The sequence below is a fragment of the Photobacterium satsumensis genome (genome assembly GCF_050336935.1).
GTDB lineage: Bacteria > Pseudomonadota > Gammaproteobacteria > Enterobacterales > Vibrionaceae > Photobacterium > Photobacterium satsumensis.
This window is the reverse complement of sequence record NZ_JAKJSK010000006.1, coordinates 859512-876483: the sequence shown is the minus strand read 5'-3', so window position 1 is coordinate 876483 and position 16972 is coordinate 859512. Positions and strand designations below refer to the sequence as shown.

16 protein-coding genes, 1 pseudogene and 1 riboswitch are annotated in these 16972 nt (G+C 43.1%); of the genes and pseudogenes, 13 read left to right on the top strand and 4 right to left on the bottom strand.

Going from position 1 to position 16972, the window contains the following annotated elements; genetic code table 11:
• Positions 1-47 precede the first annotated feature (47 nt).
• From L4D79_RS04115 to L4D79_RS04080, 8 genes and pseudogenes are all read left to right on the top strand, one after another.
• On the top strand, positions 48-479 hold the full coding sequence (locus tag L4D79_RS04115; protein WP_428647739.1) for a nuclear transport factor 2 family protein: 432 nt from the start codon (positions 48-50) through the stop codon (positions 477-479).
• A gap of 2 nt (positions 480-481) precedes the next feature.
• Positions 482-1222, top strand: a complete 741-nt coding sequence (locus L4D79_RS04110) for an SDR family NAD(P)-dependent oxidoreductase (RefSeq protein WP_428647737.1) — start codon at positions 482-484, stop codon at positions 1220-1222.
• Entirely contained in the window at positions 1219-2556 is a 1338-nt protein-coding gene (locus L4D79_RS04105; protein WP_428647734.1) for an NAD(P)/FAD-dependent oxidoreductase, read from the top strand. The genes L4D79_RS04110 and L4D79_RS04105 overlap by 4 nt, the downstream gene beginning before the upstream one ends.
• Complete coding sequence (locus L4D79_RS04100) at positions 2556-3404, top strand: DUF1365 domain-containing protein (RefSeq protein WP_428647732.1); 849 nt, start codon at positions 2556-2558, stop codon at positions 3402-3404. The genes L4D79_RS04105 and L4D79_RS04100 overlap by 1 nt, the downstream gene beginning before the upstream one ends.
• Before the next feature lie 7 nt (positions 3405-3411).
• Complete coding sequence (locus tag L4D79_RS04095; protein ID WP_428647730.1) at positions 3412-4650, top strand: class I SAM-dependent methyltransferase; 1239 nt, start codon at positions 3412-3414, stop codon at positions 4648-4650.
• Between the two features lie 51 nt (positions 4651-4701).
• On the top strand, positions 4702-5196 hold the full coding sequence (locus tag L4D79_RS04090) for a DUF2878 domain-containing protein (RefSeq protein WP_428647727.1): 495 nt from the start codon (positions 4702-4704) through the stop codon (positions 5194-5196).
• 60 nt (positions 5197-5256) lie between these two features.
• Positions 5257-5778, top strand: a complete 522-nt coding sequence (locus L4D79_RS04085; RefSeq protein ID WP_428647725.1) for a chalcone isomerase family protein — start codon at positions 5257-5259, stop codon at positions 5776-5778.
• 12 nt (positions 5779-5790) lie between these two features.
• Positions 5791-6323, top strand: a pseudogene (locus L4D79_RS04080) (DUF3833 domain-containing protein).
• A 4-nt stretch (positions 6324-6327) separates the two neighbouring features.
• Here the strand turns inward: L4D79_RS04080 and L4D79_RS04075 are convergent.
• Positions 6328-8004, bottom strand: a complete 1677-nt coding sequence (locus L4D79_RS04075) for an ATP-dependent endonuclease (RefSeq protein ID WP_428647722.1) — start codon at positions 8002-8004, stop codon at positions 6328-6330.
• A gap of 226 nt (positions 8005-8230) precedes the next feature.
• Here L4D79_RS04075 and L4D79_RS04070 point away from each other — a divergent pair, with 226 nt between their 5' ends.
• Positions 8231-8623, top strand: coding sequence for a VOC family protein (locus L4D79_RS04070; protein ID WP_428647719.1), 393 nt, complete (start codon positions 8231-8233; stop codon positions 8621-8623).
• Positions 8624-8671: 48 nt separating this feature from the next.
• Here L4D79_RS04070 and L4D79_RS04065 read toward each other — a convergent pair whose 3' ends face one another.
• A complete protein-coding gene (locus tag L4D79_RS04065) occupies positions 8672-9622 on the bottom strand; it encodes a YeeE/YedE thiosulfate transporter family protein (RefSeq protein WP_428647717.1) in 951 nt (316 codons plus the stop codon).
• Positions 9623-9790: 168 nt separating this feature from the next.
• On the opposite strand from L4D79_RS04065, the gene L4D79_RS04060 reads away from it, so the two are divergent.
• Entirely contained in the window at positions 9791-11554 is a 1764-nt protein-coding gene (locus tag L4D79_RS04060; RefSeq protein ID WP_428647715.1) for a bifunctional metallophosphatase/5'-nucleotidase, read from the top strand.
• 354 nt (positions 11555-11908) lie between these two features.
• Here L4D79_RS04060 and ribB read toward each other — a convergent pair whose 3' ends face one another.
• Positions 11909-12586, bottom strand: a complete 678-nt coding sequence (ribB, locus tag L4D79_RS04055; RefSeq protein ID WP_428647713.1) for a 3,4-dihydroxy-2-butanone-4-phosphate synthase — start codon at positions 12584-12586, stop codon at positions 11909-11911.
• A gap of 159 nt (positions 12587-12745) precedes the next feature.
• Positions 12746-12918, bottom strand: a riboswitch (FMN riboswitch).
• Positions 12919-13011: 93 nt separating this feature from the next.
• Positions 13012-13956, bottom strand: a complete 945-nt coding sequence (locus tag L4D79_RS04050) for a hypothetical protein (RefSeq protein ID WP_428647710.1) — start codon at positions 13954-13956, stop codon at positions 13012-13014.
• A gap of 270 nt (positions 13957-14226) precedes the next feature.
• Between L4D79_RS04050 and L4D79_RS04045 the strand changes: the two genes are divergently transcribed.
• From L4D79_RS04045 to pntA, 3 genes are all read left to right on the top strand, one after another.
• Positions 14227-14418, top strand: a complete 192-nt coding sequence (locus L4D79_RS04045; RefSeq protein ID WP_428647707.1) for a hypothetical protein — start codon at positions 14227-14229, stop codon at positions 14416-14418.
• Positions 14419-14683: 265 nt separating this feature from the next.
• Positions 14684-14965, top strand: coding sequence for an HlyU family transcriptional regulator (locus tag L4D79_RS04040; RefSeq protein WP_428651699.1), 282 nt, complete (start codon positions 14684-14686; stop codon positions 14963-14965).
• 444 nt (positions 14966-15409) lie between these two features.
• Complete coding sequence (gene pntA / locus L4D79_RS04035) at positions 15410-16966, top strand: Re/Si-specific NAD(P)(+) transhydrogenase subunit alpha (RefSeq protein WP_428647705.1); 1557 nt, start codon at positions 15410-15412, stop codon at positions 16964-16966.
• The last annotated feature ends 6 nt before the right edge of the window (positions 16967-16972 follow it).

Here is a 16972-nt window from a genome sequence, read left to right as displayed (position 1 = left end):
ATTAAAGAATGATGGACTGAAACTGAGTGCTAAATTTGGGAGCAACTATGGATGAGCCTATATTAGCTTTAACAGGTAAGTTTGTTTCTATATATCAAACCTTAGATAAACAAGACTTGTCAGTGCTTCAACATATCTATCATAACGAGGTTGTTTTTGAGGACCCTGCTCATCGTATAGAGGGGTGGGATCAGCTTTTAAATTACTATACTCGGTTGTTTGATGCCGTTGAATATTGCCGGTTTGATATATCTGAGCATGTCTGTCATGGCAATATCGCTTATTTGCAATGGGTGATGACGTTTAAACATCCAAGGCTACAGTCGGGGAAACGTCGTTTAGTTAATGGCTGCTCTCGGTTGGAATTTATAGATGGAAAAGTAATTCACCACCGAGATTATTTTGATATGGGTGAGATGCTCTATGAGGGTGTCCCAATACTCGGGCAAATAGTGCGGCATCTAAAAGCGAGGCTGTAACCATGACTGTTAACAAACAAGTATTGATAACCGGGGCAAGCTCAGGCATTGGAAAGCAGCTTACCATTGATTACGCGAATGAGGGCTGGAAGGTAGTCGGCTGTGGGACAAATACAGAGAGGTTAAAAGCCCTGAAAGATGCACATGACAATATAGAGGTTATAAAATTTGATATTACTGACAATGATGAAGTTCATGACAAGCTATCTACACTCGGCAGTGTTCCCAGCTTAATTATTCTTAATGCAGGGACGTGTGAATACATTGAGCATGGAAAAGTTGACGTGGCATTATTCCGTCGGGTTTATGAAGTCAACATTTTTGGTTTACTTAATTGTATTGAAGCCCTGCAGTCGTCATTTAACGATAGTACACATCTCGTTGTTATTGGTTCAACTGCATCATATATCCCTCTACCAAGGGCCGAAGCGTATGGCTCGTCTAAGGCTGCTGTGGCGTATATTGCCAATACACTGGCAATTGATTTGGCGCAGCAAGGGGTAAAGGTCAGTCTTGTTAGCCCTGGTTTTGTCAAAACGCCATTGACCGATAAAAACGATTTTGTCATGCCGATGTTAATGTCTCCGGAATTTGCATCAGAAAAAATTCGAGAAGGTATATCTGCAGGAAAAAAAGAAATTCACTTTCCGCTTAAATTCAGCTTTTTTTTGAAGCTTATCGCTCTATTACCGATTAGGTTGCAATTGGCTACCGTAAAACGTATGACAAGGAAAACCGTATGAAAATAGCAATTATAGGCAGTGGAATATCAGGTTTAACGTGCGCACATTATTTGGATAAACAGCATGATATAACCGTTTATGAAGCCAATGACTATATTGGTGGTCATACAGCAACCGTCGATGTTGACGTTGCCAGTGGTAAATATGCTATTGACACTGGGTTTATTGTATTCAACGACAGAACATACCCGAACTTTGAACAACTTCTCGCAGAAATAGGAGTGTGTGGTAAACCAGCTGAGATGAGCTTCAGCGTTCAAAATACCTTAAATGGTCTCGAATATAATGGACACCATCTGATGTCTATGTTTGCACAAAAAAGAAATATTTTAAACCCAACATTCTATCGGTTTATCTCAGACATTCTACGTTTTAATAAGCTAGCGAAAGAAGTGGATTTGGCCATAGAAATGAGCCAAACCCTTGGTGAATTCCTGAGTGCTCATAAGTTCAACCGATATTTTTGTGAGAACTACATTCTACCGATGGGGGCCGCAATATGGTCATCAACACTGTCCGACATGCGCCAGTTTCCCCTAAACTTTTTTGTTAGGTTTTTCCGAAATCATGGTTTGCTGGACGTCACGAATCGTCCGCAATGGTACGTGATCCCCGGGGGATCACGTGAATACGTAAAACATCTTATTGTTCCTTTCAAAAACAAAATACGGCTGTCATGTCCAGTCACTTCAGTCAAGCGAACACATGGTAAAGTCGCCGTCACTGCGAAAGGGGTCTGCGAAATCTATGAGCATGTCATTTTTGCCTGTCATAGCGATCAAGCCCTGAAAATGCTTTCTGACTCCACAACGATAGAAGATGAGATATTGGGTGCGCTTAAGTATCAGAAAAATGAGGTTGTGCTCCACACTGACGAGTCGTTATTGCCAAAGCGCGAAGCTGCGTGGGCCTCTTGGAATTATCACTTGGGTAATAATGAAAATGGTCAATGGGAAGATAAGCAGACGACGCTGACTTATAACATGAATATTTTGCAAGGTATTGAGGCACCTGAAACATTTTGTGTGACGCTAAATCAAACCGAGCGAATTGCTGCTGAAAAGATCTTACGTAAATTCACCTATTCTCACCCCGTATTTTCTACTGACAGTATTCAAGCCCAGCAGTGCCGAGCAGACATAAACGGAGTCGATAATACATGGTATTGCGGGGCTTATTGGTACAACGGATTCCATGAAGACGGTGTGCGCAGTGCTTTAGATGTTGTTGAATTAATTCATAAGCTAACACTCAGTCAAAGCAGCCAATTAAACTGTCAACCAAATGGAGTTAGTCAACGGGTTGATACAGTGGCTTGGAGAGGGGAAGCCTGATGCGTAGCGGATTATTTTCTGGTGTTGTTAGGCATCGTAGATTTACGCCGGTGTCGCATCAGTTTCAATATCCAATGTTTATGCCTCTTATAAACCTTGATGAACTTGGACAACTTGAGAAGTGTGTGTTTGGTTTCGGTCAACATTGGTATCATTTTGCAAGATTCAAGGTTTCTGATTATTTGAGGGAGTCTGAACAGGTTAAGGCGTCTTTGGGGGGAGATATAAACGAACAAGCAGAGGCTTTAAAATCTGCCGTGCTTGCAAAGCTGCATGAACTTACCAATGAGCCTGTAGCTGGTGAAGTTGTCATGCTGTGTCAGTTACGCTATGCCGGGCTCTATTTTAGCCCATTGAACATGTATTACGTATTTGACGAGCAAGGTAAGTGGCGCTGGGTGTTAGCCGAGGTGAGTAATACCCCTTGGAATGAAAAGCATTACTATGCCATACCTGCAGTTGAACAATGGGATAAACGACAATGGCTTGAGAAAAAAGCGTTCCATGTTTCTCCGTTTAATCCAATGTCTCAGCATTACTATTGGAAATTGAAGGAGCCGATTTCAAAAGTCTTTCTTCATTTAGATATCCATGACACGGAAAGTGATATCAAGGTGCTCGATGCTACGGTGGCGCTGAAGCGGTTTCCAATGACATCTGCAAGCCTTTGGCGGCATTTAGCACAAACACCAATTCAAACAGTGAAAGTTGTATTTGGTATCTATTGGCAGGCATTTCGGTTATGGCTGAAAAAGGTGCCATTCTATTCGCATCCTCTAAGCCCCCAGTCATTGACTGCAGTAAGTAAAAATAAATCGTTCTCTCCATCAATGAAAAATAAGGAGTAGAGGCATCATGTTAAATAGTGAAGTGAGCCAAGGAGCCTTAGCCCTTACAGGAACAGACCGTATTGCTAGAAAAGTCATCTTCAGTTTTTTGGCACAGCTAAGAGGCTGCGGTTTAATGGTGTCAGAAGTAAGTGGCGAAACCCACCAGTTCGGTGATAGGACTGGTGATATCCAAGCCCAATTGATTGTTAAGCATCAAGGGTTTTATAAGCGGATTTTAGATGGCGGTAGTATCGCTGCGGGTGAAGCTTATATAGACGGTTGGTGGGATTCACCAGATTTGACACAGGTTGTACGGGTACTAGCAAGGAATTTGCCTATCTTAGACAGTATTGAATCAAAGGTGGGGTGGATTACATCGCTCAAAGATAAGTGGCTCCACTACACAAGGCGCAACAGCAAACAGTCTTCAAAGAAAAATATTCTAGCTCATTATGATCTGGGTAATGAGTTCTACCGTACCTTTCTAGACGAGAACATGCTTTATTCGGCTGCTATCTATGATGGTGATGAGACCAGCCTATATCAAGCGCAGTTCAATAAGATGGACAGGCTATGTAAGCAATTAGACCTCAAGCCTGAAGACCATCTTTTAGAGATCGGCACGGGGTGGGGAGCCATGGCTATACATGCTGCCAAACATTATGGGTGTAAGGTAACGACGACTACGATTTCAGATGCTCAGCACCAATGGGCTAAGTCAAGAATTGAACAGGAAGGCCTCAGCGATAAAGTCACTTTGCTGTTGGATGACTACAGGGATCTAGAAGGTAAGTACGACAAAATCGTATCTGTTGAGATGATTGAGGCTGTTGGCAAAGAGTATTTGACCACTTACATCCAAAAGTGTCAGTCACTACTTAAAGATGATGGTTTGCTTGCGATACAAGCAATCACAATCACTGACCAACGATATGATAGTTACAGTAAAGGTGTGGATTTTATACAAAAATACATTTTTCCTGGCGGCTTTTTACCCTCAGTGACGGTGTTATCGCAACACCTTACTCAGCATTCCGATTTCGTTATTCGTGATTTGAAAGATATGGGCATGGATTATGCGAAAACCTTGTCTGACTGGCATAAAGGCTTCAATGACAATATTGATTTATATATGAAGCAAGGTTTCGATGAACGATTTATTAGAATGTGGCGTTTCTACCTTTGTTATTGTGAAGGTGGGTTCTTAGAAAGAAGTATCAGCACTGTTCAGCTGGTTGCTAGTAGAGGTGGGTGGCGGATTTGATACAAGACTAAATCGCCATCAATGCCATGTTGAACAGTAAAGGTGATGAGAATGTCTGGTAAGAAGCTTTTGTTGGTAGGCCTACTCTTTAATGTTTATTGGTTAATAGCAGTGTTAGGGCAACAGGCTTACGTGTGGGTACTTGTGCTACTTTTTTCAGCCTGCTGGTGGTCATTTCCATTAATGGGTCGATATGCGTTTTCAATTGCTTGTGCTGGAATATTAATGGATTGCACCCTCAGTGCTTTTAATATTTTCGAATTCCAAACAGCATTGATTCCATTTTGGTTAATTATGCTCTGGCTAGGGTTTGGAGCATTTGTTTGGTATATGAAAGAGACAATCGTCAAGCAGTCAGTCTTTTTCATTGGCATGCTAGGTGGGGTTGGTGGGGCCATGAGTTATTTCGCTGGTTATCGTCTTCAAGCCGTGCAATGGCCGTTTGGCGTTGAACTCACGCTACCTATTTTGTTTGTTAGTTGGTTTTTATTCTCAATGGCAGTAGTCACTATGATAAGACGCCAAGAGTTGTGTGAAGCATCATAGCTATTCGCGTTTCAACTTCATTCTTCTATGTATTTAATGATGCCCTTACGAGGGGGACGTATGAAACAACGGTGCTCCAACTTCATTCGTATTGTTCCTTTAATCATTTTTATCAACTTATTCTCTGTGAGTGTTAATGCTTCGACCCCTTGGCAGATATGGCCTGCGGTTGGCAATGCGCAATTAACGTGGGGTCCATGGATTATCTATGATTCAGAGTTGCGCTCACCTGATGGTGTATATCAAGGTGAGGGCGATGAGCTTGCTCTGGTCATTCGCTATCACCGTAATATTGATAGTGAGGACCTCATTGGTGCAACAGATGATCAGTGGCAACACCTTGGGGTTGAACCATCAAAACGAAGTCGCTGGATAAATAAGCTAGAACAGATATGGCCAGATGTTAAAAAGGGTGACCGGCTGATATTTGTGATGAATGGTAACCAAGGGGCTTTCTTCCAAGACAATCGTCAAATAGGGGTATTGCAAGATTTCGAAATGTCACAGTCGTTTCTTCATATTTGGTTGTCTCCGAATACGGCATATCCAGAAATCCGCCATCAATTAATTGGTAAACGTTAAGGCTCAGTGACTATGAAATTAATGATAAAAATTGGGTGGGTCGTGATGTGTTTGTTTGGGCTTCTAGGCTGTAGTACTTCTATTGATGATTATCAGAATACTAAGCCGGTATTTAACTTATTCAGCTATTTCGATGGTGATATTACGGCTTGGGGTATGTTGCAAGATCGAAGTGGAAAACAGACAAGGCGCTTTGCTGTTGATATCAAAGGGACTGTAGTCAACGACACATGACACTTGAAGAAGATTTCACTTTTGATGATGGTGAGCAGCAACGCCGGATATGGGTGATAATACAACAACCTGATGGCACATATACTGGACGCGCCGACGATGTTGTTGGTGAAGCAAGAGGTGTAGCCTTAGGCAATACATTACATTGGCAATATGTTCTTCGTGTACCTGTTGGTGATACATCTTACGACATAACATTTAATGATTGGATGCATTTACAAGACGATAAGTATTTGTTTAATTCTGCAAAAATGACTAAATGGGGTTTTACGGTGGGTACTGTGACTCTGTTCTTCGAAAAGCTGAACTGAGCCCTTAGCTTTGCCCCCTTGACATCGCAACGATTCGCTTCAGGATCCAACGAAGTAACAAAGGAATATTTTCAACATTTTCTTGCTCAATGAAGTTTATCATTGCAAGTGCAACATCAGGTTTAGCCTGCCGCTTCAGTGCACGTTGAATGATTTTTTTCGGAGCAACGGGTGAATCCATTGGAATGTTGGCCAATTCTCGAAATAGTGGTTCGAAACCGTTGAAAAAAAGGAAATGCTCAATGTCCTTTTTGGGTAATACGGTCAGGCGGTGGCGCTCAGCTTCCTTGCCCAAAATATTTCTGACAGTATCTGCATATTTTTTCCCTGCCATATCCCCATCAGCAACCAAATGCCATTCAATACCAAAGTGACGTGCAACTTTAATGAGCGGTTTTAACCCACTTTGCGCAAACTCGATGATCTGGACACCTTCTGCAGCTAGGTTATAGCCGCATATCCTAGCCAGTTCATTAAACAGCCAAACTTCAGTTTCTCCTTCTACCAATAGCCATGCTCGCGCAAAGAGGGCGCTAGGTCTATGAACTCGCAGGTGGAAAGTGACACGTCGTTCTTCGTCCCGACTCAGGCGGTGTTCAACAATGGAATAAACCTTGGTTTTGTTCGGTTTTCTGATGAGTTTCTTTACACTTTCTAACGGTACAACAGAACAGAGATCGGGGCTGTTTGTGGTGAGCATCTTTTGCATTGGCATTTTACTGATAAATGTCCATGCTTGGTGAAGAATAGTGGGATGCAACCGGCCTTCTGGATCTTCAAAGATCATGATCGGCCTTGAAATACGTTTAAGTTCAACAGGGCCCCTTGCTCGAATAAATGCATTAAGTAGTCCCATTAATACTAATCGGCTTTGTTTGGTGGTTTCAGGCTCCGTGAGTTGTTCGAGAGGATTAATTGCGTATTGAGCCCGTTCAGGAAAATGGGCCCGGTCAAAGTTTGGGCTACGGTAATGCGGCGTAAAAGCAAAGTAGTGATCAACGAGCGTATGCAGTGCATTGATACTACTTTTAATCTCTGCTTGGCTTACATGGCCGGGCTTAGTCATTAATCGCCGGCATGTATTATCGAGTCGCCGCTGGATCCGGGCATTATCACCAATTCGTCGCTCTATGTTCCCGTTATTGTGGCTATTCCCATTCCCATTTCCGTTTATAGGTCGATGTTCTCGCAGTCTACGTGCATCGCGTATTCTTACGATTGGGTGCAACACCATTAATTGTTTTGCGAGTTTTTCGCTATCGTCACAATCAATGGGTTCGCCATGTTTGTTAAGGAATCGGCGCTGTGTCGTTATTTTGTCTTCTTTAACACTACTGGTTATTTGATAAAGCAGCTCCCTGCATTGGTCTCTATTTTTTACCCAGACCGGAGCAAAAGCTTTGTAGCGTCTTGCCTTATGCTCACCAGGGTAATCTTCCTGCCAGTGGAGGATAATATTAAGGTGGCTCATTTTGGCATGGGAAGCACTGTAATCAACATGGAAGTCGTCAAATTGGAAGGTATGAAATGTTGCATCTGGTGAAAGGGCGATGTCGAGAGCATCCAGTAAAGAGGACTTACCCCAAGCATTTTCACCTATGAGAACAGTGAGCTCATCGAATGACAGTGATAATCGCTTAATGCCACGAAAGCCAGAAATCTCAATACGTTTTAACTGCATAGCCACCTCAATAGATGAACAGGAACAAACAGAGACGCTCCATCATTTGCTAACCCATACTTTAAGCCTATCTCATCAGGTGCTGATCTGACGATGTATTTGTCACAATATTGAAAATTTAACTGCTTGAAAGGGAAAGGGAAACTGCTTGTTGTCTGGTTATCGAGTTGCTATAGTCCGCTATTAATAAAAAAGACTAACTTATTGATTATCATGGAGATGTCAGATGGCTAAAATTATTCACTCAATGGTACGCGTCGGTGACTTAGATAAGTCATTGAAATTCTATAAAGAGGCATTGGATCTGGATGTTGCTGAGCGTCTTGACTTTGAAGGCTTTAGCTTGGTTTACCTTCGTAACGACGAAAATGATATGGAGCTTGAATTGACGTGGAATGAAGGTACTGAAAGTTATACTCACGGCAGCGGATATGGTCATATTGCCGTCGCGGTTGATGAGCTGGAATTGGAACACCAGAAATTGACGCAGCTAGGCTATGAGCCTGCGGACATTAAAGAATTTTTCCGTGATGGCCAATTGTTGGCCAAGTTTTTCTTTGTTCAGGATCCTGATGGCTACAAAATTGAATTCTTGCAACGTCATGGACGCTATCAATAATTGATTGATAGCGTCTACGGTACGCATCATAGTCAAGATAAAACCACGCTACTCCGGCGTGGTTTTGTGTTTCTCTTTGTGGGTTATCCGCTTATAAACTTTCCGGATCGCAAGTCCTGTTGCTATACCTATGATGATAAATAAAATGGCAACCGCACCTGATGGAGAAAATGCCGGTAAGGCGATGAGAAGTTGTGAATCATTACCGCCTAAGGCCAGTGAAGCGCCTAGCCCCATGATGGTACCTGCAAATAAATGGGCTAGAAGCTGTTTGACTCGAAATTGAAAATCGCTCAGTGGAAGCCTGCTTTTAGAGCCAATAGCCATACCAGCCACTAAGCCTGTAATAATGAAATACCGATCAAGTGCTGGCCAGTTCTCCGAATTATGGTGATAAAAGCTATAAGAGATGTCTTTCAGCAATTGACTTGGTGACCATTGCGGTTCGATAAGGGATAAGAGGCTTGCCGTTATTCCAAAGAACATCACGCCGAACATCAACATTCGTCGTTCAGTTGAAGTTTGAATGACAGTGATAAATAGCATCAACAAGAGAGGGATTAGAATCGGTAAAATAGGGGTATGTATCGCGTCAAGTGGCTGGTAACTAATGGGCGGGGTGAGTGTAGGTAGCAACAACCAGCCAGCGATCCAACCAAAAATGGTTGCCAGCATATAAAAATGACCACTTGCCAACTTAGAGATAGTCGAGATTGAACAACCTTTGTTTAAAGCGGCACCCAGGCCAAATAAGAGCCCGCCCAATAAAAAATGAAAGGTGCCATCAAAGCGAGTGGACAAAAAAGGAACCCATTCCTTTCCAGTGAAGGGAACAATGAGCCAATACCAGAAGCCGCAGCACAGTATCGCCAATAGAAAAGCAGGGCGGCGAGCAATTAATTCATGTACTCCGCGTACCATACAAAGGCCCGTTCTTTGGGCGAGATACCCCACTAGGATGGCAAGCAAGATTGCGACTATTGATAGCACCATCATCATTCGCCTGTCATTGATTTGATATAGCTTTAAATATACTACGGAATCGTGGATGTGATCTTGTTGACGCTCTTTGGTGTAATCAATAAACAATCACTCATAAAAATCTGAGATTGAACAGGTTTTGAGATAAGATAGCGTTTCCCTATCTGTGGAGGCCAACAACGCTTTATGACACAACATCATCGCTCGGCAAAGATAACTATTGCCCACATTAATGATACCCACTCACATTTTGAGCCATCGACCATCGCTTTGCAGATCCCTCTGGATACGGCAGAGTCGCCAATGTCGGTGTTTGCGAGTTGTGGTGGTTTCTCTCGGGTATCTTCTGCGGTGAGAGAGGTAAAGAAACAGGCGCTGTTACAAGGCCGTGAATTTATGTTTGTTCACGCGGGTGATTGCTTCCAAGGTACATTATTCTTTTCACTGTACAAAGGCACCGCGAACGCAGAACTGCTTAATGCGATACAAATAGAGGCGATGGCGCTGGGAAACCATGAGCTTGATATGGGCAACCAGATGGTTGCTGACTTCATGGATCTTACCCATTTCCCGCTGCTGGCAGGAAACTGGGATTTGTCTAAAGAGCATCAGGATAAGCCCAACCCTCTGTTGCCTAAACCCAATGTATTGGCCTACGACAACGTAAACGACCATGCTAAGTACCTCGTTAAAGAGGTTGATGGCGAGCCAGTCGCCATGTTTGGCTTAGCGATTGAAAACATGTCAGGTATCGCCAATCCAGACCCAGACACCCAGTTCCTCAATGTCACGCTGGTGGCACAGAGAACGGTTAATGCTATACGTCGTGCGGGGATCAATAAAATTGTTGTCCTCAGCCATCTCGGCTATGAGCGAGATTTGGAGTTGGCGGGGCAGATTGACGGTATTGGCGCGATCATTGGTGGGCACACCCATACGATGCAAGGCGACTTTAGCAATATTGGTTTTAGTGTTTCTGATGAGTATGCGGTACAAATCAACGGCACCTGTGTGGTTCAGGCGGGTTGTAATGCGTTAGCGCTGGGACAACTCGAACTCGACTTCAATGCAGACGGGTCGATTGCGAAAGTGGCAGGTAAAAATCAATTATTGCTAGGCAGGCAATTCACCGTTGATGCCAGCCGGAGTGAGCATTTAGACGATTCTACTCACCAAATGGTGAAAGACTACCTTTATGCACAAGAGAATATCCGCTTTTGTGTCAAAGATCCGCATATAGAAAACTTGCTAAACCAACATTACCGGCCAGCTGTTAGAGAACTTCAGACCAAAAAAGTGGCGGTGTTGACAGAGCCACTACGCCATATTCGGGTTCCAGACCAAAAAGGACCGAGTCAAATAGCGCCCCTCGTGGTTGACAGCTTCGTTTGGTCTTCACGACAGCGTGGGTATGCTGTGGACTTCGGTATTCATAACGCGGGCGGGGTCAGAGCTTCATTGCACGCCGGGCCGATCACTGCTGCAGATATATCAGGCCGCCTGTTGCCATTTGCAATAGGGCTAATGGTTTATGAAGTCAGTGGTAAACAATTGCGAGCTGCACTTGAAGGGGCCATTAATAATGCCATTGATAACGGTGTTGAAGGCACGGGAAGTGGCAGCTTCCCCTATACGTCTCGTTTGAAATATACCTACCGTTGCTGTGCACCGAAAGGAGAGAGGATTGAGGCGTTACAACTGTATAGAAACGGTGCTTGGGAGGATATCCAAGAGGCTTCAGTTTACTTGTCAGTTTCTTCTGGATACACGGCAACAGGAAAAGAGGGCTATGGTGCGCTTTTAAACACCAAGGTTGAGCCTATTCCATTGAATATAACGATGGCTGACGCCTTTGAAGAGTACGCAAGAAACCGAGAGTCCTTTGGTGCGTTTGAGCAGACAATGATTAACTTTATACCGTGCGGCTGTGAACAAGAACATGTTGCCTAGATAACATGTACTGAAATTGTATAAATCCGGTAGTTCATCTACCGGATTTTTTTATTTAATAAATACGTTTTTGTTGATAATGAGATATTCGTTACAGCTTTATTAAGGCTGGTGAATGTTATGGGATCTTTGTGGTCATAATTGCTGAGTCTTATTTTGTGAATTAGCACTGAGTAAATCTGGAGTCAGGGATGAATAAAGACTGGGGTGATGTAGCTATGATAGTGGGGTGGATATCCGCGTGGGGTTTACTGATACATTTTATGCCATCGGCAGGGATGTAAGGCAGGAAATATATTGCCGAGCATTATTAATACCCGGCAGTTTTATAAGGCGGCTATCTGAGTCTGTTAATTAAGCCGTTAACGTCTCAACAGATTCAGAGTTAGCGACTTCCTTCGACAAGCGGTAAGCAGCGAGATCTTCAATGGTCAGCACTGGCATATTGTGAATTTTGCCGAACTCAATGACTTCTGGAAGACGTGCCATTGTACCGTCAGGGTTTGTCAGTTCGCACAGTACACCGTAAGGCTTCATTCCCGATAAGCGCATTAGATCGACCGTTGCTTCGGTATGGCCGCGTCGAGCTAATACACCTTCTGGGTTAGCCTTCAATGGGAAAACGTGGCCAGGGCGACTGAGATCCGCAGGAACGGCATTATCGGCGATTGCTGCTTGGATCGTTGTTACGCGATCAGCGGCGGAAACACCCGTTGTCACACCTTTGGCCGCTTCGATTGTAACCGTGAAGCCAGTTTGGTTCGCACTCGTGTTGTTTTCGACCATCATAGGTAGTTCTAGTTGTTTAACGCGCTCGTCAGTTAAGCACAGGCAAACAATGCCAGAACACTCACGGATCATCAGTGCCATTTGCTCGCTGGTTAATGTTTCCGCAGCAAAAATGATATCACCTTCGTTTTCACGATCTTCATCGTCAACAACCAACACACCGCGACCTTGACGGATAGCTTCGAGACCAGCTTCAACACGTTCAAATGCAGAGCCAAATGGGGTAAGTAGAGACTGATTCATGGTAAGAAACTCCTAAAATTAATATTTACCAGAATCAGGGCATGGAAAGTCAGCAAGCACAGTCACACAAGTAACTGGCAAGAAAAAATACACAGCGCCACTGTGAAGTGGCAACACTGCATAAAAGATCCTTGTCCGTTTGATAGACAAGTACTGTACTGAGATCCTCTTTCATCCGGACTCTAACCGTCGGCTCTGGACTGGAAAGGCGCTGCCTTTTTGTACCAGATCTGCTGACCTTATGACTTGAAAAATCAAGAAATAAGCGCTCGCGGGCTTTCCTAATAAGGACTACCGCCGGTGGGGAATTTCGCCCCGCCCTGAGAATTCATTTGCACTATAAGGAAAACAAAAATGGCGTGCAAGATGGTTAGACCTATTTATTTGATAATTTTGACATCAGGCATTCGATTTCACACCCAATGTTATTCTGTGTTGTTGGTTTGAGGTGAAAGATGGCGAGTTGTAATGTAGTTGTTTATCCACCTGACAAATAAAGGTAGGGCGTAAGTTGGAATTTGTAGCGCGCCGAGCAGTATCAGAAACTCTGGACCTAAATAGGTACCAGCGACGGTAAAGGTTAATAGTACATTCCGGTTTGATGAAGTGATAGCGGCCAGTAGTGCGACATCTTTGCCTTGGCGAAGGTAAACAAGAATGCAGGAAATAAAAAATAAGAAGCACAGACAAAAAGAGATAAAAATGTAGTTTATTGCAAGTGAAGGGCTGCTATCAAACGCTTCTCTTAATGGACCAACAAGACCAAACGGAAACGTAAACACTAAAATAATGGTGACCTGAGATAGCTTGCCGTGCACCCTTGTTAAGGTAGGCCGAGGTACAAAGTGATAAACCAACGCAGAAAATGCCATAGGACAAGCGATGAAAACAACCAAACGGATGAGGTAGCTAGTAATGTCCAATGAAAACTCATCATCCTGGAATATAAGCAGGTTTACGTAAAGAACGACTGGCATTAAAAGTGTGGTTGTTATCGTCATTGCCATTGCTGTCAATGCATTTAGCCCAATTGAGCGCGCAATTGCAGGTGTAGCGAATAAAGAGCCTGTAGCAGAGACGGCGGCAATTGATATTAACAAAGAGTCAGAAGCACCGAATAAGGCTGCGAGTGAACATGATATCACCGTCATCACGACGCTATGTAGTAGCGTGTAAATCCAACAGTTTTTCTCTTTCAATACCTTCAGTAAGGCCTTTTGTTCGATGCCAAGAAGAGTGAATAGCATGAGAAAGAACAATACATAAGGCAAAACCGGAAAGACAACTAGTGAAGCCTCAGGCCAAATAAAACCAGCTAAGGTTGCCACTATAAGTAATACCGATGAATGTTTGGAGATAAAGGACAGCATCGCAAAATTCCATAATAACTGCGTGTTGATTTATTGTTACGGGAAAAGCGACTGATGTGCAAGAGAATCGGTCAATAAGCAAAAATTATTCAATTAACGTTTGTTTATTCACAAACTCAACATGATTTTTCAGGCGGGGGATTGTTGGGTTAACAGTTATTTAACGCATTACAAAAACTAATCCTTTTGTGGAAATATTGTCACTTTTGGTTGTAATCTAATCAGCATAAAATAATTGTAGTTGATTAAAAATACTAACGAGAGGCAATCATGGCACAGGCAATGAATTTTGACACCATCGCAACCCCAGACGCAATGGACCAAAAAGCCTATGCGGTAACTTTCAAAGGATTGATTGCACACGCATTTGATATTGTATTTGGTCGTAAAGGAGTATCAAAGCAATACAACGTTTCAGACCTACCGGTACACATTCAAAAAGATATCGGCATGTACCGTTAAGTCACTGATAGAAAGAATACTAAAGCGCTGGTCTTCCGGCGCTTTTTTGTTCCTGTCGTTAAGTCACTCCATGTTTAAAGAGATTATCCAAGCTTATCTGAATGCTGTGCAAAATATTATACCGTGAAACTGTTTTAGGTTTTCATTACCAGCAGGATTAGCGGTAAAAGAACAGATATCCAAGAATTTAATCTTGCTTTCATACTTTTTTATTAGATTATGGCATCATGTCACTGTATCAGAGCGATTTTTGGAGATAATTGAAGTGGGATTCTTCTCAAAGTTATTTGGATTTAGCAAACAAGAAACGAAAGCGGCTAATGTGGAACCGATTGAGTACGAGGGCTATTTGATTTACCCAGAGCCGAAGGCTGAAGGGGGGCAGTTCCGTATTGCTGGTCGTATTTGCAAACATTTTGGAGATGAAGTGAAAACGCACATGTTTGTCCGATCTGATTTGTTATCTTCCAAAGCAGATGCTGAGTCTTTCATGGTAAATAAAGCAAAAATGTTTATCGATCAAACTGGCGACAAGATGTTCGGTTAACCTTTTTCTTCTGGCCTGCTAGTTACCTCTACCACTAGCAGGTATTTCCAAAAGGTAGAGAGAGCTGCAACGAATGTATGTAGTGCAACACTCATCAGGGAAAGATGTTTGTTTTTATACTCTTCAACGGACTAACCTCATTTCCCCGATGTTTTAAACAACAAAAACACTATTCAGATTGCTGATAATGGATGTTTATGAAGTCAAATTAAGAAAAGTTAGTGATTTATGTATTGTTGAGTGCATGCATTATTAACTTTATTTGTGGTTTGACCTCTGTCCAGGTGTTGTAAACGTTATTTTCTTACTGTTAGAAGGTAACATTTGTTATGTATAACAATGCTTATGTAATTAAATTTTGTATTTCGACTACAAATTGCTTGATATTATGCTCGTGGTTGGATAAAAAATTGTTACTTATTTGCCGTAATTTAGGGATTAATAATGCAAATTGGTGTACCTAAGGAAATACTCGCCAATGAAACGCGAGTAGCTGCGACGCCGAAAACGGTTGATCAGCTGTTAAAAATGGGGTTCAGCGTCGCTGTTGAGACAAATGCGGGTATTCTTGCTAGTTTTGATGACGCTGCTTTTGAAGCTGCAGGGGCGACAATCGTGTCAACAGAAGATGTTTGGTCTTCTGACTTGATTTTTAAAGTGAATGCTCCTCAAGTTAATGAGAAAACAGGGGTTGATGAGCTTGAGCTGATGAAAGATGGCGCTAGTATTGTTAGCTTCATTTGGCCTGCTCAAAACGCTGAACTACTTGAAAAACTGTCTACCAAAAATATCAATGTGATGGCGATGGACTCGGTTCCTCGTATCTCTCGTGCTCAGGCATTGGATGCGTTGAGTTCGATGGCTAACATCGCGGGTTATCGTGCTGTTGTTGAATCTGCACATGAGTTTGGTCGCTTCTTTACCGGCCAGATCACTGCGGCGGGTAAAGTTCCACCAGCTAAAGTACTCGTGGCGGGGGCAGGTGTTGCCGGCCTTGCCGCTATCGGTGCTGCAGGTAGCTTGGGTGCTATCGTTCGCGCTTTTGATGTGCGACCTGAAGTAAAAGAACAAGTCGAATCAATGGGCGCTGAGTTCTTAGAAGTGGATTATAAAGAAGACACTTCAACGGGCGATGGTTACGCTAAAGAGATGTCAGACGAGTTTAACAAAGCAGCTGAGCGCCTATACGCAGAGCAAGCGAAAGACGTCGATATTATTATAACTACCGCTCTTATCCCTGGCCGTCCTGCACCTAAGTTGATCACCAAAGAAATGGTTGACTCAATGAAGGCGGGGAGTGTGATTGTTGACCTTGCTGCGGCAAACGGCGGTAACTGTGCCTATACCGAGGCTGATAAAGTTATCACCACTGATAATGGTGTGAAGATTATTGGCTATACCGACATGGTTGGTCGTCTTCCTACTCAATCTTCACAACTTTACGGTACAAACCTCGTCAACCTTGTAAAGCTTCTGTGTAAAGAAAAAGACGGTAATATTGATATCGACTTTGATGATGAAGTATTACGTGGTTTAACCGTGATCAAAGAAGGCGAGATTACCTGGCCTGCGCCACCGATCAAAGTTTCTGCTGCGCCCCAGCAGCAAGCCCAACCTGTTCAGGCTCCTGCTGAAAAAGTAGAAGAACCGTCCTCGCCGATTAAAAAGTACGGCTTAATGGCTGCAGGTATTGCCGCGTTTGGTTGGTTAGCTAACTATGCACCCGCAGAGTTCCTTTCCCACTTTACGGTATTCGTTTTAGCCTGTGTTGTAGGCTATTACGTGGTATGGAATGTTACCCATGCTCTTCATACACCGTTGATGTCAGTAACTAATGCCATTTCTGGCATTATTATCGTTGGTGCATTGCTGCAGATTGGGCAAGGGATAGGAGTGGTCACTTTCCTTTCGTTTATTGCCGTCTTAATCGCGAGTATCAATATCTTCGGTGGATTCACCGTTACCAAGCGCATGCTTGAAATGTTCCGTAAAGATAAATAAGGAGTA